Source organism: Streptomyces sp. Ncost-T10-10d (assembly GCF_900091955.1).
Taxonomy (GTDB): Bacteria; Actinomycetota; Actinomycetes; order Streptomycetales; family Streptomycetaceae; genus Streptomyces.
In genome coordinates, this window is sequence record NZ_FMDF01000073.1 from 98823 (window position 1) to 118171 (window position 19349).

16 protein-coding genes are annotated in these 19349 nt (G+C 66.1%); 9 read left to right on the plus strand and 7 right to left on the minus strand.

Annotation, left to right across the window (positions count from 1 at the left end):
• Nucleotides 1-93 precede the first annotated feature (93 nt).
• From gyrA to dnaA, 7 genes are all read right to left on the minus strand, one after another.
• Complete coding sequence (gene gyrA, locus GA0115254_RS10715) at nucleotides 94-2727, minus strand: DNA gyrase subunit A (protein ID WP_093895039.1); 2634 nt, start codon at nucleotides 2725-2727, stop codon at nucleotides 94-96.
• Between the two features lie 46 nt (nucleotides 2728-2773).
• Nucleotides 2774-4879 (minus strand): DNA topoisomerase (ATP-hydrolyzing) subunit B, encoded by a 2106-nt coding sequence (gene gyrB / locus GA0115254_RS10720; protein WP_093895040.1) that lies wholly within the window; start codon nucleotides 4877-4879, stop codon nucleotides 2774-2776.
• A 401-nt stretch (nucleotides 4880-5280) separates the two neighbouring features.
• On the minus strand, nucleotides 5281-5805 hold the full coding sequence (locus GA0115254_RS10725) for a DciA family protein (protein ID WP_093895041.1): 525 nt from the start codon (nucleotides 5803-5805) through the stop codon (nucleotides 5281-5283).
• 56 nt (nucleotides 5806-5861) lie between these two features.
• Nucleotides 5862-6992, minus strand: a complete 1131-nt coding sequence (gene recF, locus GA0115254_RS10730) for a DNA replication/repair protein RecF (RefSeq protein WP_093895042.1) — start codon at nucleotides 6990-6992, stop codon at nucleotides 5862-5864.
• Nucleotides 6993-7078: 86 nt separating this feature from the next.
• Nucleotides 7079-7957 carry a phosphogluconate dehydrogenase (NAD(+)-dependent, decarboxylating) gene (gene gnd, locus GA0115254_RS10735; protein ID WP_093895043.1) on the minus strand — a complete coding sequence of 293 codons (879 nt, stop codon included), beginning with the start codon at nucleotides 7955-7957 and terminating at the stop codon, nucleotides 7079-7081.
• A gap of 130 nt (nucleotides 7958-8087) precedes the next feature.
• A complete protein-coding gene (gene dnaN, locus GA0115254_RS10740; RefSeq protein ID WP_093895044.1) occupies nucleotides 8088-9218 on the minus strand; it encodes a DNA polymerase III subunit beta in 1131 nt (376 codons plus the stop codon).
• 1026 nt (nucleotides 9219-10244) lie between these two features.
• Nucleotides 10245-12047, minus strand: a complete 1803-nt coding sequence (gene dnaA, locus GA0115254_RS47210; protein ID WP_093895045.1) for a chromosomal replication initiator protein DnaA — start codon at nucleotides 12045-12047, stop codon at nucleotides 10245-10247.
• A 381-nt stretch (nucleotides 12048-12428) separates the two neighbouring features.
• On the opposite strand from dnaA, the gene rpmH reads away from it, so the two are divergent.
• The 9 genes from rpmH (at nucleotide 12429) to GA0115254_RS10790 (ending at nucleotide 19299) form a co-directional block, all read left to right on the plus strand.
• Nucleotides 12429-12566 carry a 50S ribosomal protein L34 gene (gene rpmH / locus GA0115254_RS10750; protein WP_030930485.1) on the plus strand — a complete coding sequence of 46 codons (138 nt, stop codon included), beginning with the start codon at nucleotides 12429-12431 and terminating at the stop codon, nucleotides 12564-12566.
• Nucleotides 12567-12584: 18 nt separating this feature from the next.
• Complete coding sequence (rnpA, locus tag GA0115254_RS10755; RefSeq protein ID WP_093895046.1) at nucleotides 12585-12956, plus strand: ribonuclease P protein component; 372 nt, start codon at nucleotides 12585-12587, stop codon at nucleotides 12954-12956.
• Nucleotides 12953-13312, plus strand: a complete 360-nt coding sequence (gene yidD, locus GA0115254_RS10760) for a membrane protein insertion efficiency factor YidD (RefSeq protein ID WP_093895047.1) — start codon at nucleotides 12953-12955, stop codon at nucleotides 13310-13312. The genes rnpA and yidD overlap by 4 nt, the downstream gene beginning before the upstream one ends.
• Nucleotides 13313-13315: 3 nt before the next feature.
• Nucleotides 13316-14581 carry a membrane protein insertase YidC gene (yidC, locus tag GA0115254_RS10765; protein ID WP_093895048.1) on the plus strand — a complete coding sequence of 422 codons (1266 nt, stop codon included), beginning with the start codon at nucleotides 13316-13318 and terminating at the stop codon, nucleotides 14579-14581.
• 14 nt (nucleotides 14582-14595) lie between these two features.
• The gene (locus tag GA0115254_RS10770) at nucleotides 14596-15105 is read left to right on the plus strand and encodes a Jag family protein (protein WP_093895049.1); all 510 of its coding nucleotides are present in this window, start codon (nucleotides 14596-14598) and stop codon (nucleotides 15103-15105) included.
• A 109-nt stretch (nucleotides 15106-15214) separates the two neighbouring features.
• The gene (gene rsmG, locus GA0115254_RS10775; RefSeq protein WP_093895050.1) at nucleotides 15215-15931 is read left to right on the plus strand and encodes a 16S rRNA (guanine(527)-N(7))-methyltransferase RsmG; all 717 of its coding nucleotides are present in this window, start codon (nucleotides 15215-15217) and stop codon (nucleotides 15929-15931) included.
• 292 nt (nucleotides 15932-16223) lie between these two features.
• On the plus strand, nucleotides 16224-17300 hold the full coding sequence (locus GA0115254_RS10780) for a ParA family protein (protein ID WP_093895164.1): 1077 nt from the start codon (nucleotides 16224-16226) through the stop codon (nucleotides 17298-17300).
• A complete protein-coding gene (locus GA0115254_RS10785; RefSeq protein WP_093895051.1) occupies nucleotides 17297-18379 on the plus strand; it encodes a ParB/RepB/Spo0J family partition protein in 1083 nt (360 codons plus the stop codon). Before GA0115254_RS10780 ends, GA0115254_RS10785 begins: the two co-directional genes overlap by 4 nt.
• 302 nt (nucleotides 18380-18681) lie before the next feature.
• Entirely contained in the window at nucleotides 18682-19299 is a 618-nt protein-coding gene (locus tag GA0115254_RS10790; RefSeq protein ID WP_093895052.1) for a GNAT family N-acetyltransferase, read from the plus strand.
• The last annotated feature ends 50 nt before the right edge of the window (nucleotides 19300-19349 follow it).

The following is a 19349-nucleotide window of genomic DNA, read 5'->3' on the forward strand; positions in this document are numbered from 1 at the left end:
AGTGCCCCCTTGGGAGTCCGTGGCAGGGCCACGGGCACCGTTCGCTCCAGCTCCGGAAGCGGCCGAACCGGCGCCCGTGGCTCCACTCACGCTCTACTCCTCGTGCTCCCCAGCCGAAGGCGACGTGCCTTCGACATTGCCCTCGACCGTGCTCTCTGCAGCCTCTGCCGTCGCGGCCTCGGCGTCCTCGGACCCCTCGACCTCTTCGGCCTCGCGGCCGGCTTCGGCGTTACGAGCGATACCGACGACGGCATCGCGCTTGCCCAGATTGATCAGTTGGACGCCCATGGTGTCACGGCCCGTCTCCCTGACTTCATTGACTCGCGTACGAATCACACCACCGCCGAGCGTGATGGCGAGGATCTCATCCGTCTCCTCGACCACCAGCGCACCGACCAGCGAGCCCCTGTCCTCCACGATCTTGGCAGCCTTGATGCCCAGGCCACCACGACCCTGAACGCGGTACTCGTCGACGGGAGTCCGCTTCGCGTACCCACCATCGGTGGCAGTGAACACGAACGTACCCGGCCGGACAACATTCATCGAGAGCAGTTCGTCGCCTTCGCGGAAACTCATGCCCTTGACGCCCGACGTGGCACGGCCCATCGGGCGCAGCGCATCGTCCGTCGCAGTGAACCTGATCGACTGGGCCTTCTTGCTGATGAGCAGCAGATCGTCCTCGGCCGACACCAGCTCCGCGCCGATCAGCTCGTCGGCCGTGCCTGCGGCGCCGTCCGCCGTCTCCCGGAGGTTGATGGCGATGACACCACCGGAACGCGGCGAGTCATAGTCCTTCAGCGCGGTCTTCTTCACCAGACCGCCCTTCGTGGCCAGGATCAGATAGGGCGCGGCCTCGTAGTCACGGATCGCCAGGATCTGGGCGATCTGCTCGTCCGGCTGGAATGCCAGCAGGTTGGCGACATGCTGACCACGGGCATCGCGGCCGGCATCCGGGAGCTCGTACGCCTTCGCCCGGTACACCCGGCCCTTGTTCGTGAAGAACAGCAGCCAGTGGTGCGTCGTCGACACGAAGAAATGGTCGACGATGTCGTCTTCCTTCAGCTTCGTACCGCGCACGCCCTTGCCGCCGCGCTTCTGCGAGCGGTAGTCGTCCGTCTTCGTACGCTTCACATAGCCGCCGCGCGAGATCGTGACGACGATGTCCTCCTCGGCGATCAGGTCCTCGATGGACATGTCACCGTCAAAGGGCACCAGCTTGGAACGCCGGTCGTCGCCGAACTTCTCGACGATCGCCGCCAGCTCCTCGCTGACGATCCGACGCTGCCGCTCCGTCGACACCAGGATCGCGTTGTACTCGTTGATCTTCGCCTGGAGCTCGTCGTGCTCGGCCGTGATCTTCTGGTGCTCCAGCGCGGCCAGCCGGCGCAGCTGCATCTCCAGGATCGCGTTCGCCTGGATCTCGTCGATCTCCAGCAGGCCCATCAGGCCCTCGCGCGCCACCTCGACCGTCTGGCTGCGCCGGATGAGGGCGATGACCTCGTCGATCGCGTCCAGCGCCTTGAGCAGACCACGCAGAATGTGCGCCCGCTCCTCCGCCTTGCGCAGACGGAACTTCGTACGCCGGACAATGACCTCGATCTGGTGCGTCACCCAGTGGCGGATGAACGCGTCGATCGACAGGGTGCGCGGCACACCGTCGACCAGTGCCAGCATGTTGGCGCCGAAATTGGTCTGCAGATCGGTGTGCTTGTACAGGTTGTTCAGAACGACCTTGGCGACCGCGTCCCGCTTCAGCACGACGACCAGACGCTGACCCGTACGCGACGAGGTCTCGTCACGGACGTCCGCGATCCCGCCGACCTTGCCGTCCTTCACCAGGTCGGCGATCTTCTGCGCCAGATTGTCGGGGTTGGTCTGGTACGGAAGCTCCGTGACGACCAGGCACTGCCGGTTCTGGATCTCCTCGACCGCGACGACCGCACGCATCGTGATCGAACCACGGCCGGTGCGGTACGCCTCCTCGATGCCCTTGCGGCCCACGACGAGCGCACCCGTCGGGAAGTCCGGGCCCTTGATCCGCTCGATCAGCGCGTCCAGGAGCTCCTCCTGCGAGGCCTCCGGGTGCTCCAGGTACCACTGCGCACCCTCCGCGACCTCACGCAGGTTGTGCGGCGGGATGTTGGTCGCCATACCGACCGCGATGCCCGCGGAACCGTTGACCAGCAGATTCGGGAAGCGCGCCGGCAGAACCGTCGGCTCCTGGTTGCGGCCGTCGTAGTTGTCCTGGAAATCGACGGTCTCCTCGTCGATGTCCCGGACCATCTCCATGGACAGCGGCATCATCTTGCACTCGGTGTACCGCATGGCGGCGGCCGGGTCGTTGCCCGGAGAACCGAAGTTGCCGTTGGAGTCCACCAGCGGCATGCGCATCGACCACGGCTGTGCCAGTCGCACCAGTGCGTCGTAGATCGACGAGTCACCGTGCGGGTGGTACGTACCCATGACGTCACCGACGACACGGGCACACTTGTAGAAGCCCTTCTCGGGCCGGTAACCGCCGTCGTACATCGCGTACAGCACCCGGCGGTGGACGGGCTTGAGACCGTCCCGTACGTCAGGCAGCGCACGCGAGACGATCACGGACATCGCGTAGTCGAGGTAGGAGCGCTGCATCTCCGTCTCGAGCCCCACGGGCTCGACACGCATGCCCACGCCGGCGGCGGCGGGCTCCTCTTCAGGTGTCACAGGGGTGTTCTCGTCGGCCATTGCTGGTCAAAGTCCTTTCGAGCGGCGGCTTGCTGGTGCGGCCGACTCAGATGTCGAGGAAGCGGACGTCCTTGGCGTTGCGCTGGATGAACGAGCGCCGCGCCTCGACGTCCTCGCCCATCAGCACCGAGAAGAGGTCGTCGGCCTGCGCCGCGTCGTCCAGCGTGACCTGGCCGAGGACCCGGTGGTCGACGTCCATCGTGGTGACGCGCAGCTCCTCGGCGTTCATCTCGCCGAGGCCCTTGAAGCGCTGGATCGAGTCTTCCTTGATCCGCTTGCCGTTCTGCTTGCCCAGCTCGACCAGGGCGTCGCGCTCCCGGTCCGAGTACGCGTACTCGAAGTCGTCCCGGCCCCACTTGATCTTGTAGAGCGGCGGGCGGGAGAGGTACACGTGCCCGGCCTCGACCAGCGGACGCATGAAGCGGAAGAGGAACGTCAGCAGCAGGGTGTTGATGTGCTGACCGTCGACATCGGCGTCCGCCATCAAAATGATCTTGTGATAGCGGAGCTTCTCGATGTCGAAGTCCTCGTGGACCCCGGTACCGAAGGCCGAAATCAGCGCCTGGACCTCGGTGTTCTGCAGGATCTTGTCGACCCGGGCCTTCTCGACGTTCAGGATCTTGCCGCGGATCGGCAGGATCGCCTGGTACATCGGGTTACGGCCGGACTTCGCCGAACCACCGGCGGAGTCACCCTCGACGATGAAGATCTCGCACTTCGTCGGGTCGTTGGACTGGCAGTCGCTCAGCTTGCCCGGCAGCGAGGCGCTCTCCAGGAGCCCCTTGCGACGGGTCAGATCACGCGCCTTGCGGGCCGCGACACGGGCCGTGGCCGCCGCGATGCCCTTGCGGACGATGTCGGCCGCCTCGTTCGGATTGCGGTCGAACCAGTCCGTGAGGTGCTCGTGGACCACCTTCTGGACGAAGGTCTTCGCCTCCGTGTTGCCCAGCTTGGTCTTCGTCTGACCCTCGAACTGCGGCTCACCCAGCTTCACCGAGATGATCGCCGTCAGACCCTCACGGATGTCGTCACCGGTGAGGTTGTCGTCCTTCTCCCGCAGCAGCTTCTTGTCCCGCGCGTACTTGTTGACCAGCGTCGTCAGCGCCGCACGGAAACCCTCCTCGTGCGTACCGCCTTCGTGCGTGTGGATCGTGTTGGCGAAGGAGTACACGCCCTCGCTGTACTGCGTGTTCCACTGCATCGCGATCTCGGCCGAGAGGAGACGCTCCTTGTCCTCGGCCTCGATGTCGATCACCGACTGGTGAATGACATCGCCCTTGCGGGAGTTGAGGTACTTCACGAAGTCGACGATGCCGCCCTCGTAGTGGTACGTGACCGTACGGGCCTGCTCCGCCTCGGCGACCTCGGCCACCTCGGCAACATCCGCGCCCAGCGTCGCCTTCGCCGACTCGCGCTCGTCGGTGAGCTTGATCGTCAGGCCCTTATTGAGGAAGGCCATCTCCTGGAAGCGGCGCGACAGGGTCTCGAAGGAGTACTCGGTCGTCTCGAAGATGTCTCCGTCGGCCCAGAAGGTGACGGATGTCCCCGTCTCGTCGGTGGCCTCGTTGCGGGCCAGCGGAGCGGTGGGCACACCGAGCTTGTAGTCCTGGGTCCAGCGGTAACCGTCCGTCCGGACTTCGACCGAGACCCGCGACGACAGCGCGTTGACCACGGAGACACCGACACCGTGCAGACCGCCGGAGACGGCGTAGCCGCCGCCGCCGAACTTGCCGCCGGCGTGCAGCACCGTCAGCACGACCTCGACCGCGGGCTTCTTCTCCGACGGCACGATGCCGACCGGGATGCCTCGGCCGTTGTCAATCACGCGGACCCCGCCGTCGGCGAGGATCGTGACGTCGATCGTGTCCGCGTGCCCTGCCAGGGCCTCGTCGACCGAGTTGTCAACGACCTCGTACACGAGGTGGTGCAGGCCGCGCTCACCGGTCGAGCCGATGTACATGCCAGGTCGCTTGCGGACCGCGTCCAGGCCCTCGAGGACGGTGATCGCGCTGGCGTCGTACGAGGCGGTGACCTCGACGGAGGCGGATGCCTCGCCCGGGGCGGTCGCCCCGACGTTCTCACCGGGTGTGGACGGAATGTTCTCGTTGGGGTTGCCGGAATCGGCCACGAAGCGCCCTTTCTGGCACAGCACAGGCCGTTCTCCGGACAGTCGGGAGCGGCTGCGTCGTTCGGCTTGTATCGACGACTCCCGCGAATATGCGGGATTGTCCACCAGTCTACCGGTAGCACTGACACGAATGGGGGTTTGCCGGTACCTGAGTACGCATGTGCCGCCCTGAATGAGCGCCTGACGACTCCCCATATTCAGGAAGGGCCTCCAAGAGGCTCACGCGGGCATTGAGCGCTTCGGCCTGTCAACCTCTCGCTACCGTGAGGGACGCCCCACTCCCACTGCACGGTTTCAACCACCACACACCGGCACAACACGGACGTGACGGACAGCAGCACCGAGAAGACAGCACAAGGCCATGACTTACCTCGGATCCGAGCCCCACGGGGCTCAGAAACAAGGGAAAGCCCAGCTCAGAGGCCTCATCCGTATGTATCGCCAGGACCGGTGCTCCCCGGCGCCCGCAGTGGACCGAATCTGCGCTGCGGACCCCCCGGCCCCAACACCTTGATCAACCTCACCGTGCCATGCCCCAGATCCGCATTCAGCCGGGCCACCAGCTGAGGCGCCAGCAACCTCAGCTGCGTCGCCCACGCCGTCGAATCGCACTGCACCGTCAGCACCCGCTCGTCCGGATCCTCGTCGTACCGCAGCGGCACACAGTGATTGGCCAGATCCTCACCGACGATCTGCGGCCAGCGCCCCATCACCCCACCCACCGCCGCAGGCGTCTCCCAGCCACGCTCAGTGATCAGACGATTGATCGCAGCACCCAACGGCAACGGGTCGCGCCCATCCGCCCGCGCCCCCGAACGCAGCCCACCACCCCGCCTGGCCTGCTTCTTCTGCTGAGCCGCAGCACCACGCGCCCGCGCCTGCTCCTTCGCCGCGCGCAAAGCCACCCGCGCCAGATCGACACCCGACGGCTCCGGCTGCTTCCCGTCCACCGGCCGCTCCTGCGGCTGCTCCCCAGAAGCCCCGGACGCCTCACCACGGCCACCGCTCACAGCCGCTCCACCTCACCCGCGGACACCACATACCGCGTCCCCGCCAGCACACCCGGAACGTCCTCGCCCACCGCAGCCGTCACCAGCACCTGCTCGCCCGGAGCCACCAGCTCCGCCAACCGCTCACGACGACGCGCATCCAGCTCGGCAAAGACATCGTCCAGCACCAGCACCGGCTCATTGCCCTCGCCGCGCAGCAGATCGTACGAAGCCAGCCGCAGCGCCAACGCATACGACCAGGACTCACCGTGGCTCGCGTACCCCTTGGCCGGCATCCCCCGCAACCCCAGCAACAGATCGTCACGGTGCGGACCGACCAACGTCACACCCCGCTCGATCTCCTGCTTACGCACCTCCATCAGGGCCGCGATCAGCAGCTCGTACAGCTCCTCACGCGTACGCACCGAATCCGCACCCGCACCGATCGAACTGCGGTACTCCAACGCCACCGGACCTCCACCCGGCGCCACATCCGCATACGCCTTGTCGGCCAGCGGCTGCAACGCAGCGATCAGATCCAGCCGCTGCGCCAGCAGCTCCGCACCCACCCGGCCCAGATGCTGGTCCCACACATCGAGCGTGGACAGATCCATCGACCGGCCACCGTGCCTGCGCGCCATCGCCGCCGATTTCAGCAACGTGTTGCGCTGCTTCAGCACTCGCTCGTAGTCCGAACGCACCCCCGCCATCCGCGGCGAGCGCGCCGTTATCAGCTCGTCGAGAAAGCGTCGGCGCTCCCCGGGGTCCCCCTTGACCAGCGCCAGATCCTCCGGCGCGAACAGCACCGTACGTACGATCCCCAGCACATCACGTGGTCTGACCTGCGACGATCTATTGATCCGGGCCCGATTGGCCTTGCCCGGATTGAGCTCCAGCTCGACGAGCTGCGAGCGCTCGCCCTGCGTCACGGCAGCCCGGATGACAGCCCGGTCCGCGCCCATCCGCACCAGCGGCGCATCGGAGGAGACCCGATGGCTGCCGAGCGTCGCAAGGTAGCCGACGGCCTCCACCAGATTCGTCTTGCCCTGGCCGTTGGCCCCCACGAAAGCGGTGACGCCCGGATCGAGAGGTACCTCGACCCGGGCGTACGAGCGGAAGTCGGCCAGCGAGAGATGCGTGACATGCATGGGTGTACGCCGACCTTCCCGGCTTCCTGCTCCGTGCTCCGTAGTTACGGGTCGGACGCCTCGGCCCGGCCCGCTCCTCGTTGCGGTTACTTCTTGTTCTCGACCGCGTGGCCGCCGAACTGGTTGCGCAGCGCGGCGATCATCTTCATCTGCGGGGAGTCGTCCTGGCGCGAGGCGAAACGCGCGAAGAGCGACGCGGTGATCGCGGGCAGCGGCACGGCGTTGTCGATCGCCGCCTCGACAGTCCAGCGGCCCTCGCCGGAGTCGGCGGCGAAGCCACGGAGCTTGTCGAGGTGCTCGTCGTCGTCCAGGGCGTTGACGGCCAGGTCGAGCAGCCAGGAACGGATGACCGTGCCTTCCTGCCAGGAGCGGAAGACCTCGCGCACATCGGTGACGGAGTCGACCTTCTCCAGGAGCTCCCAGCCCTCGGCGTAGGCCTGCATCATCGCGTACTCGATGCCGTTGTGGACCATCTTCGCGAAGTGCCCGGCGCCGACCTTGCCCGCGTGGACGGAACCGAAGTCGCCCTCGGGCTTCAGCGCGTCGAAGACCGGCTGGACCTTCGCCACGTTCTCAGCGTCGCCGCCGTACATCAGCGCGTAGCCGTTCTCCAGACCCCAGACGCCGCCGGAGACACCGCAGTCCACGAAGCCGATGCCCTTGATGCCCAGCTCGACCGCGTGCTTCTCGTCGTCCGTCCAGCGGGAGTTTCCGCCGTCCACGACGATGTCACCGGGCGAGAGGAGCCCGGCCAGCTCGTCGATGGTGGCCTGGGTCGGCGCACCGGCCGGCACCATCACCCAGACGACCCTGGGACCCTTCAGCTTGCCCACAAGCTCTTCGAGGCTGTGGACATCGGAGACGTCCGGGTTGCGGTCGTAACCGATGACGGTGTGGCCTGCGCGGCGGATGCGCTCGCGCATGTTGCCGCCCATCTTGCCGAGGCCGACGAGACCGAGCTCCATCAGAGATTCCTTAAGCGTTGTGCCGATTCGTACCCAAGGCCGAGCCTACGCCCGGCAGGGGACAGACCGACGGGCACGCTCGGCACTGAGCTTGACCGTCGGGTGCTGCCTTGCAGGACCGATGGCCGGATCAGCCGGACAGGCGGACCGGCATGATCAGGTACTTGTACGCGTCATCCGCCTCGGCATCCACGGCCGGACGGCCGCTGAGCAGCGCAGGCTTGGTGGACGTCGTGAACGAGAGCTGGGCGACCGGCGAGTCGATGGCGCTCAGACCGTCCAGCAGGAAGGTCGGGTTGAAGGCGATCGAGATGTCGTCACCCTCCAGCACCGCGTCGACCCGCTCCACAGCCTGTGCATCGTCACTGGAACCCGCCTCCAGGATCAGCACACCCTGCTCGAAGCTGAGCCGCACCGGAGTGTTCCGTTCGGCCACGAGAGCCACACGCTTGACGGCCTCGACGAACGGAGCGGTCTCGATGACCGCGACCGAGTTGAACTCGGTGGGGAACAGCGTCCGGTACTTCGGCAGATCGCCTTCGAGCAGTCGCGTGGTCGTACGCCGGCCCGCGCCCTCGAAACCGATCAGGCCCTCGCCTGCACCCGAGCCGGACAGCGCCAGAGTCACCGTGTCACCGCTGGTCAGCGCCTTGGCGGTGTCCAGCAGTGTCTTGGCGGGCACCAGGGCGACAGCCGAGGCATCCGGGTTCTCCGGCTTCCAGAGGAACTCGCGGACCGCGAAGCGGTAGCGGTCGGTGGAGGCCAGGGTGACGGTCTCGCCCTCGATCTCGATCCGCACACCGGTCAGGACCGGCAGCGTGTCGTCACGACCCGCTGCGATGGCAACCTGGGCGGCGGCCGAGGCGAAGACCTCACCCGGGACCGTGCCGGTCGCGGTGGGCATCTCCGGCAGCGCCGGGTACTCCTCCACAGGAAGGGTGTGGAGTGTGAACCGCGAGGAGCCGCAGACCACGGTGGCCCGTACACCGTCTGTGGAAATCTCCACCGGACGGTTGGGAAGGGCGCGGCAGATGTCGGCGAGCAGCCGGCCGGAGACCAGCACCGTGCCGTCCTCCTCGACCTCGGCATCCACCGAGACCCGGGCCGAGACCTCGTAGTCGAAGCTGGAGAAGCTGAGGACGCCGTCCTCAGCCTTCAGCAGAAGGCCCGCAAGAACGGGCGCCGGCGGACGGGCCGGGAGGCTACGGGCCACCCAGGCCACAGCCTCCGCGAGTACATCGCGCTCCACCCGGATCTTCACCGGAACCGCCTCCTGCTGTTGCTCGCTCGCCCTGCTGGCCTTCGTCGTCTGATCGGGTCCCCCACCGATGACAGCGGGAGGACGCCGGGGACCAGTCTGACGTACGGCACCGACACTCGGTGCTGCTCGGGGTCAAGTCGCGACAAGAGGTTCGGCGAGCTCCGGCGCCGAGTTGTGCACAGGCCCCACTTCGAAGCGGATTCCGGGCTAACTCTAGGTGGCAGTAGTAGTAGGGCCTGTGGAAACCGTGGATAACGTTGTTTCCGCAGGTCAGGCCCAGTTTTTTGTCCACCGACCCTGTGGGTGGCACCGGTGGACAACCCGGCGCTTCTGTGGACACACGAAAGTTCTGCACACCCGATGCACAGGACAGGGGGGTTTCTCCCCAGGGCTGTCCCCAGCTTTACCCACGTTCCCCACAGCCCAACCGACCTTCTTGGTGTGACGCCTTTCACTCGGCGCAGTGAAAGGCGGTGTTGCGTTGCCGAACAGTGGACAAGCGTGTGGAGAAGCTCGAGGAAGCTGGGGACAACGCGACCCGGGCTGTGGGCCGTCGGTGGACAACATCATCGGCTCCCTGTGGACAAAGATTTTGTCCACAGGCTGTGGATCACTGTTGACCACAAATCCCCAGGCCCTTGACCTGGCCTGATGGAGTATCGGCAGTCACTCCTGTGGAAGCAATATGGACAACTTCCGGATCCCCAGGCTGTGGAAGGGAAAATCTCCCCAGATCTGTGGAGAACGGACGGCCGGCGCCGGGTATTCGAACACCGCGACTGCATCGCAGCCTCGGAGGCCGGGCGAGGAAGGGCCCTCCGGGGCTCCGGAAGGGCTCGGGGAAGGTCCCAGGGAAGGCTTCAGGAGGGGGCGGGACGGCTTCAACAGGACTTCGGAGCGGCACCTGGAAGCCCTCCGGAAGGGCTTCGGGCAGACCTTGGGCAACGGATAAGGGCGCCTGGGTAACCCTGTGAGGGTTCCCCAGGCGCCCTTTCGGCGCGTACGGAGAGGTGTGCCGGTGGTCCGTCAGCCGTTCTTGATGCGGTTGGTGAGCTCGGTGACCTGGTTGTAGATGGAGCGTCGCTCCGCCATCAGCGCACGGATCTTCCGGTCCGCGTGCATCACCGTCGTATGGTCGCGGCCGCCGAACTGCGCACCGATCTTGGGCAGCGAGAGATCGGTCAGCTCCCGGCAGAGGTACATGGCGATCTGGCGGGCCGTCACCAGCACGCGACTGCGCGAGGTTCCGCAGAGATCGTCGACTGTCAGACCGAAGTAGTCCGCGGTCGCCGCCATGATGGCCGTCGCCGTGATCTCCGGAGCAGAGTCCTCGCCGCCCGGGATCAGATCCTTCAGCACATGCTCGGTCAGCCCGAGGTCCACCGGCTGGCGGTTGAGACTGGCGAAGGCCGTGACCCGGATCAGAGCCCCCTCCAGCTCCCTGATGTTCCGGGAGATGCGGGAGGCGATGAACTCCAGTACCTCCGGCGGGGCGTTGAGCTGCTCCTGCACCGCCTTCTTGCGGAGGATCGCGATCCGCGTCTCCAGCTCCGGCGGCTGCACATCGGTGGTCAGACCCCACTCGAAACGGTTCCGCAACCGGTCTTCCAGGGTCACCAGCTGCTTGGGCGGCCGGTCCGAGGAGAGCACGATCTGCTTGTTCGCGTTGTGCAGCGTATTGAAGGTGTGGAAGAACTCCTCCTGCGTCGACTCCTTGCTCGCCAGGAACTGGATGTCGTCGACCAGCAGGATGTCCACATCGCGGTAGCGCTTGCGGAAGGTGTCGCCCTTGCCGTCGCGGATCGAGTTGATGAACTCGTTGGTGAACTCCTCGGAGCTCACGTACCGCACCCTGGTGCCCGGGTAGAGACTGCGGGCGTAGTGCCCGATGGCGTGCAGCAGGTGGGTCTTGCCGAGTCCGGACTCCCCGTAGATGAAGAGCGGGTTGTACGCCTTGGCGGGTGCTTCGGCGACGGCGACCGCCGCGGCGTGCGCGAATCGGTTCGACGCACCGATGACGAAGGTGTCGAAGAGGTACTTCGGATTCAGCCGGGCCGCCGGCTCGCCGGGGCCGGGCGTGGGTGCGGGCTGTGCGCCCATCGGCCCGGTGGCGCCGCCGGGCCGTCCGGTGCCGGCGCCGCCCTGGCGGTGCTGGGGTTCCCGCATGTCGTGGCGCTCGGAGCGCTGTTGCTCGTAACTCTGATGCTCGGGCGGCTGCGACCGGTAGTCGTGCTGCGGCTGCTGGGGGCGGCCGCCGGCGTACGGCTCGCGCCACTGTTCCGCCGAGGTGTCGCGGTCCTGGAATCCGCCGAGCCGGGGCTGCTGCCAGGAGAGGTCCTCCTGGGTGCGCGGCCACGCTCCGGGGTCGGGGCGCTGCTGCTGGTAGTCGGGGTAGGCGGGCCGGGCGGTCGGCATGCCGTCGTCGGAGGGCCGGTGTCCGTATCCGTCGTATGCGTCGTTGTGCTGACGCTCGTCGTGCTGCGGTCCCTGATAGCGGTGCTGCTGAGGCTGCTGGGACTGGTGCATCGGAGGCGCGGGCGGGCTCGGAGGTTCGCCCGCGGAGTCGTCGACGGTGATCGCGATGCGGATCGGGCGGCCGCACTCGCGGCTCAGCGTCTCGCTGATGAGCGGCGCGAGCCGGCCTTCCAGGACTCGCTTGCCCCATTCATTGGGGACGGCGAGCAGCGCCGTGTCGGCGACCAGCGCGAGTGGCTGGCAGCGCTCGATCCACTGCTTGTCCTTCGGCTCGATGCCCTGCTGGCCCTCCCCGAGGAGTTGCTCCAGCACTCGTGGCCACACTGCGGCAAGATCGGCAGGTACATCAGCCACAAGGCACGCTCTCTCGCTGGTCCCACGAATGTGTGGTTCTCGGGACGGGATGGGTCGGGATGGGTGAGGACCGGCAGGCAGGAAGAAAAAGAACCGGAGTTCAGCCACGGTAGTCAGGCCGACCCGCGTGGTTCAAGTCGTTGTCCACAGGCTGTGCACAGTGGGGGGTGCTGTGGAGCCGGTTTGACCGGATGGCGTAGCCGCGCGTACCGTGACCAGGTCGAGTTGTCGATGGCTGCTGCCGCCTGCCTCCGATGGGCAAAGATCACGATCTGTGATTGTGAAGCGGTGCACTAGGGCGTTTGCGCGAGTCTCTCGTGGGCGCACGGTGACAGCCAGGCGATGTCCCGCCAACACACGAGTCATTTCTGGAGCCCCCGAGTGAGCAAGCGCACCTTCCAGCCGAACAACCGTCGTCGCGCGAAGACCCACGGCTTCCGGCTGCGTATGCGCACCCGTGCCGGCCGCGCGATCCTCGCGTCCCGCCGTGGCAAGGGTCGCGCCAACCTGTCCGCCTGATCGTCTACAGGTCATGACGTGCTGCCTACCGAGAATCGGCTGAGGCGGCGCGAGGACTTCGCGACCGCAGTACGTCGAGGACGCCGGGCCGGCCGCCCGCTTCTCGTCGTTCATCTACGCAGCGGTGCAACGGACCCGCACGTGACTGGGGAGAATGCTCCCCCGCCGCGTGCGGGTTTCGTTGTCAGCAAAGCTGTGGGTGGAGCGGTTGTGCGCACAGCGGTGAAGCGCAGGCTTCGCCATCTGGTCCGCGAGCGACTGGCCCTGCTGCCCCCCGGTAGCCTGGTTGTCGTACGAGCGTTGCCCGGAGCGGGCGACGCCGACCATGAACAGCTGGCCCGAGACCTGGACGCCGCTCTGCAGCGGCTGCTGGGAGGGGGCGCGCGATGAAGTACCCGCTGCTGGCTCTTATCAAGCTGTATCAGTGGACGATCAGCCCACTTCTCGGGCCTGTCTGCCGTTACTACCCGTCGTGTTCCCACTATGGATATACGGCGATCGACCGGCACGGAGCGATCAAGGGAACTGCGCTGACGGCCTGGCGCATCCTGCGATGCAATCCGTGGTCACCCGGCGGCGTGGATCACGTCCCGCCACGCAAACGCCCGCGTTGGCACGAACTGCTGCGTAATGCAATACGTGGCAGCAAGGGCGGGGACTCCGTCGTTGATGTGCCTCCCGGAGGGTCGGTTTCCGAACCCCCGAGCCCGGCCGCAGAGACTTCGCCCAAAGCTCAAGGAGCCTGATTAGTGGACACGATTGCCAGTCTGTTCAGCTTTATCACCTGGCCTGTTTCATGGGTCATCGTCCAGTTCCACAAGTTGTACGGAGCGATCTTCGGCGATGACACGGGCTGGGCCTGGGGCCTGTCCATCGTGTCCCTGGTGGTGCTGATCCGGATCTGCCTGATCCCGCTTTTCGTCAAGCAGATCAAGTCGACCCGGAACATGCAGGTGCTCCAGCCGAAGATGAAGGCGATCCAGGAGCGCTACAAGAGCGACAAGCAGCGTCAGTCCGAAGAGATGATGAAGCTGTACAAGGAGACGGGTACCAACCCGCTCTCCTCGTGCCTTCCCATCCTGGCGCAGTCGCCGTTCTTCTTCGCCCTGTATCACGTGCTCTCGGCCATCGCCTCGGGCAAGACGATCGGTGTCATCGACCAGCCGCTGCTCGACAGCGCCCGTAAGGCACACATCTTCGGTGCTCCGCTCGCTGCCAAGTTCATGGACAGCGCGTCGGACGTCAGCGCTCTCGGTGCCTCTCTGCTCGACGTCCGGGTCGTCACCGCGGTCATGATCGTGATGATGTCGGCGTCGCAGTTCTTCACCCAGCGCCAGCTGATGACGAAGAACGTCGACCTGACGGTCAAGACGCCCTACATGCAGCAGCAGAAGATGCTGATGTACATCTTCCCCGTGATCTTTGCCGTCATGGGCATCAACTTCCCCGTCGGTGTCCTCGTCTACTGGCTGACCACCAACGTCTGGACCATGGGTCAGCAGATGTACGTGATCAACCAGAACCCGACGCCGGGCAGCAAGGCACAGGACCAGTACCTGGGACGTCTGCTGAAGAGCGTCACCGCTCACGGTGAGGTTCGCGGCAGGACCAAGCGCAATACGGTGAAGCGGATCGTGTCCAAGGGACCGGACCGCAATGACATCGAGCGGAAGTTCATCACGGGTCTGGCCAAGCTGGGCCTCGTGGCCCAGGAGGACGGCACGGTGATCAAGAGCGACACGGCTCTTGCCGAGGCCGAGGGCGGAGCAGCGCAGCGGCGTCAGCAGCCCAAGCGCCAGACCAAGGCCCAGCGTCAGACCGGCGCTGCCCAGCAGACGGGGGCCAAGGACACCGACTCGATCGAGTCGGGATCCAAGACCTCTCTGCAGAAGCCGGACACATCGCAGGACGACAAGCCCAAGCCGGCGGGCAAGCCCGCGTCCGGCTCCTCACGCCAAGCCAAGTCCGGACAGCGCAAGGGTCCGCAGCGGCCCAAGCACCCGTCCAAGAAGTAAGAAGGAGTCCATCCGTGACGGAAGGCACCACCTCCACGGCCGCTGAGGGCAGCGACACCCTGACCCGCCTTGAGCAGGAGGGCGAGATCGCAGCGGACTACCTCGAGGGCCTGCTCGACATCGCCGATCTCGACGGCGACATCGACATGGACGTCGAGGCGGACCGGGCCGCGGTTTCGATCATCAGCGACTCGGCACGTGATCTGCAGAAGCTCGTGGGCCGCGACGGTGAGGTGCTGGAGGCGCTCCAGGAGCTGACGCGGCTTGCTGTGCACCGGGAGACCGGTGACCGGAGTCGGCTGATGCTGGACATCGCGGGCTTCCGGGCCAAGAAGCGGGCTGAGCTCGCCGAGCTGGGTGCCAAGGCCGCGGACGAGGTCAAGAGCACCGGTGCGCCGGTGAAGCTGGACCCGATGACGCCGTTCGAGCGCAAGGTTGTGCACGATGCGGTCGCGGCCGCTGGTCTGCGCAGCGAGTCCGAGGGCGAGGAGCCGCAGCGCTTCGTCGTCGTTCTCCCGGCCTGACCGGACCCTTGTTCTGTCGGCCCCGTCTGTTCGCAGGCGGGGCCGATCTTTGTCAGCCTGATAGTCAGCCACCCACAGTGCGGTAGTGCGGTATGGAAGGACGGTTCCCGTGACGGCGGAAGTAGAGCTTCCCCAGGCGCCCGAAGGGGCGCGGGCAGTTTTCGGTGAGTTCTTCCCAGAGGCTGTCCGGTACGCGGAACTGCTGGCGGATGCCGGGGTGAAGCGGGGGCTGATCGGTCCGCGTGAGGTGCCGCGGCTGTGGGAGCGGCATCTGCTGAACTGCGCGGTGCTCTCCGAGGTCGTGCCTGAGGGCGTCACGGTCTGCGATGTGGGCTCCGGTGCGGGGCTTCCGGGTATCCCGCTGGCGCTGGTGCGTCCGGATCTCAAGATCACCTTGCTGGAGCCCTTGCTCCGACGGACGAATTTCCTGCAGGAAGTCGTCGAGTTGCTGGGCCTGGACCATGTGACGGTTGTGCGTGGTCGGGCCGAGGAGGTTCTTGGGACGCTCCAGCCGGTTCACGTGGTGACGGCTCGGGCTGTGGCTCCGCTCGATCGGCTGGCCGGCTGGGGAGTCCCACTGCTGCGTCCGTACGGAGAGATGCTGGCGCTCAAGGGGGATGCAGCCGAGGAGGAGATCGTCGGCGCCCGCGCGGCCTTGAGTAAGCTCGGTGTGGTGGAGACCGAGGTGTTGCATGTCGGGGAGGGCGTTGTCGATCCGATGACCACGGTGGTGCGCGTGGTGGTCGGGGAGAGTCCGGGCGGTGTGAGGTTTGCCGCAAAGAGAGCCAAGGCCGCGAGGGCGAGCCGCACCAGGCGTCGCCGCTGATGCGTCTGGTTACGCTGCGAAATTGACCGTTACATGCGGTTTGTGTTGTCTATCGGCGATGCTTCCGACAAGCGGCCATACATACCCCACGCGGAGTGTCGTGCCCCTGTAGCTAGGCTGCAGGGGCATCGTGTTTCACGTGAAACGTCGCTCTCTGCTGCATGGGATCATCAGCCGCGGTCGCGCGGCTGCCGCGCCGCGGCACCGCAGGCCCGTTAGGGCTACGGAGTTGTCCACAGAAGTGGATTCATCCACAGAAGAGCGGGCCTCGCTGGTTCACGACCCCGAAAGCATGGCAGGCTCTGTTCATTGCGAGCCTGAAGTCGAGGAGAGTGAATCCTTGCGGTCCGACGCCAACATCGCGGGACCGATGACCGATCCGGTCCCCGGTCCCCGAACCGAATCGGCGGGGGAGGGTGTTTCACGTGAAACACCGCCGCCGATGGATGACACACCCATCGGTCGTGCGGCCCAGCTGGCGGTCGAGGCCCTTGGCCGCGCCGGCGAGGGCCTACCCCGTCCTGACCGGACGCGCGTCATGGTGGTGGCCAACCAGAAGGGTGGGGTGGGCAAGACGACCACGACGGTCAATCTTGCGGCCTCACTTGCGCTTCACGGGGCACGTGTTCTGGTGGTCGACCTCGACCCGCAGGGGAACGCCTCTACGGCTCTGGGTATCGATCATCATGCCGAAGTCCCCTCCATCTATGACGTCCTGGTGGAGAGCAGGCCGCTCTCCGAGGTGGTTCAGCCTGTTCCGGACGTCGAAGGCCTCTTTTGCGCGCCCGCCACTATCGATCTCGCTGGTGCGGAGATCGAGTTGGTGTCGCTGGTGGCGCGGGAGAGTCGGTTGCAGCGGGCGATCCAGGCATATGAGCAGCCGTTGGACTACATCCTCATCGACTGCCCGCCTTCGCTCGGTCTGCTGACGGTCAATGCCTTGGTCGCCGGTGCCGAGGTGCTGATTCCTATCCAGTGCGAGTACTACGCACTGGAAGGGCTGGGGCAGCTGCTGCGCAATGTGGATCTGGTGCGGGGGCATCTCAACCCCGATCTTCATGTGTCGACGATTCTGCTCACCATGTACGACGGCAGGACCAGGCTCGCTTCGCAGGTCGCGGAGGAGGTACGCAGCCACTTCGGCAAGGAGGTGCTGCGGACGAGCATTCCGCGGTCGGTGCGGATTTCGGAAGCACCGAGCTATGGGCAGACGGTACTGACCTACGACCCAGGATCGAGTGGGTCGCTGTCGTACCTCGAAGCGGCGCGTGAGATCGCCCTGCGGGGTGTCGGGGTGCAGTACGAGGCCCAGCATGCCCACACGGGCAGTGGGAACAGTCAGCAGAGCATTTCGGAGGGGATCCAGTGAGTGAGCGTCGAAGAGGGTTGGGGCGTGGGCTAGGTGCCCTGATCCCCGCCGCTCCGCAGGAGAAGCAGGTGCCGTCCACGGGGGTGGGCGCGGCCTCTCCTGGGGCGACTCCTGTCATGACGGCAGAGCGGGGAGTGGCCGCTGCGAAGGTGGCCACTCTTGCGCCCGCTCCGGTTGTGCCGGAGCCGAGTGCGCCGGTTTCGGGGCCCGAGGCAGCCGCAGGAGCGTACTTCGCCGAGGTTCTTCTCGGTTCCATCACCCCGAATCCTCGTCAGCCCCGTGAGGTATTCGACGAGGACGCGCTTGCCGAGTTGGTGACCTCCATCAAGGAGGTGGGCCTTCTCCAGCCCGTCGTGGTGCGGAAGATGGGACCGGAACGCTATGAGCTCATCATGGGCGAGCGGCGTTGGAGGGCCTGCCGTGAGGCGGGTCTGGAGCGGATCCCCGCTATTGTCCGGGCCACGGACGACGAAAAGCTTCTCCTGGACGCGCTCCTGGAGAACCTGCATCGGGCTCAGCTGAACCCGTTGGAGGAGGCAGCCGCGTACGACCAGCTGCTCAAGGACTTCAAGTGCACGCATGACCAGCTGGCCGACCGGATCGGGCGTTCCCGCCCGCAGGTGTCCAACACGCTGCGACTGCTGAGGCTGTCGCCTTCGGTTCAACGGAGGGTCGCGGCCGGGGTGCTGTCGGCCGGTCATGCACGGGCGCTGCTGTCCGTGGACGACTCGGAGGAGCAGGACAGGCTGGCACATCGCATTGTGGCCGAGGGGCTGTCGGTGCGTGCGGTCGAAGAGATTGTGACCCTCATGGGCTCCAGTCCCACGAGCACTGCCAAGGCCAAGGGGCCGCGGGCCGGTGGCCGGGTGTCGCCTGCGCTGTCAGATCTTGCTTCCCGGCTTTCGGACCGCTTCGAGACCAGAGTGAAGGTCGACCTCGGCCAGAAGAAGGGAAAGATCGTCGTCGAGTTCGCATCGATGGAGGATCTGGACCGCATTCTCGGCAGCCTGGCACCGGGTGAGGGGCGCGTGCTGGATCGGGCCTCCTCTGAGGATCCTGCCGAGGGCGACGAGAGCTGATCTCTGCTCGATGGACTGGGGGCGGGCTGTGTTCCGGTGGATACCGGATTAGAGCCCGCCCTTTGCTTTCTCTCGGTGTCGGCTTCATCTCTGGGTGGATACGATGCGTTCTGGTATGGCACATCCGGCTTGAGTCACCTCGGCGGAGGGAGGGCCATGCGATCAGTGAGCCGCAGCCGACTGGTGACAGTGGGGCTGGGCCTGGGGGCTGTCGGAGGGTTCGTCGGCAGCCTGCTCCTTGAACGGAGTGCACTGACTGCCGCACGCGGTGCGGCGGGCGAAGGAAGCGAGGAACAGCCTTCATGGGGCGTCGGCTCGTACCGCTCACACTGGACAACCTTTCCGATCTCCCCAGGCGTTGCCGCTCGTGTGTCTTCTGGGAGCTTGATCCGGTCAGTGGCGAAGCTGCGGTGAAGGCGGGAACGCCCGAGCTGGAGAAAGAGGCATGGATCTCGGCCGTTCTGCTGGAGTGGGGATCATGCGGCCGCGTCGTCTATGTCGACGATGCGCCGGTGGGCTTCGTTCTCTATGCACCGCCTGCCTACGTGCCGCGCTCGACGGCTTTTCCGACGAGTCCCGTCTCCCCTGATGCAGTGCTGTTGATGACTGGCTGGATCGTGCCGGGATACCAGGGGCAGGGGCTGGGCCGAGTCATGGTGCAGACCGTTGCCAAGGACTTGCTGCGTCGGGGATTCAGGGCGATCGAGGCTTTTGGTGACGCCCGGTGGAAGGAGCCTGCCTGTGTGCTTCCCGCGGATCATCTCCTCGCGGTCGGCTTCAAGACTGTACGGCCGCATCCCGTTCATCCGCGGCTGAGACTGGAACTGCGTACGACGCTCTCCTGGAAGGAGGACGTCGAGCTGGCGCTGGACCGGTTGCTGGGTGCCGTCCAGAAGGAGCCGGCGCTGCGGCCTCTTTGATCCGAGAGGCCATGACAACGTGAAACGGGTCCATCCCCCCGAGGGGATGG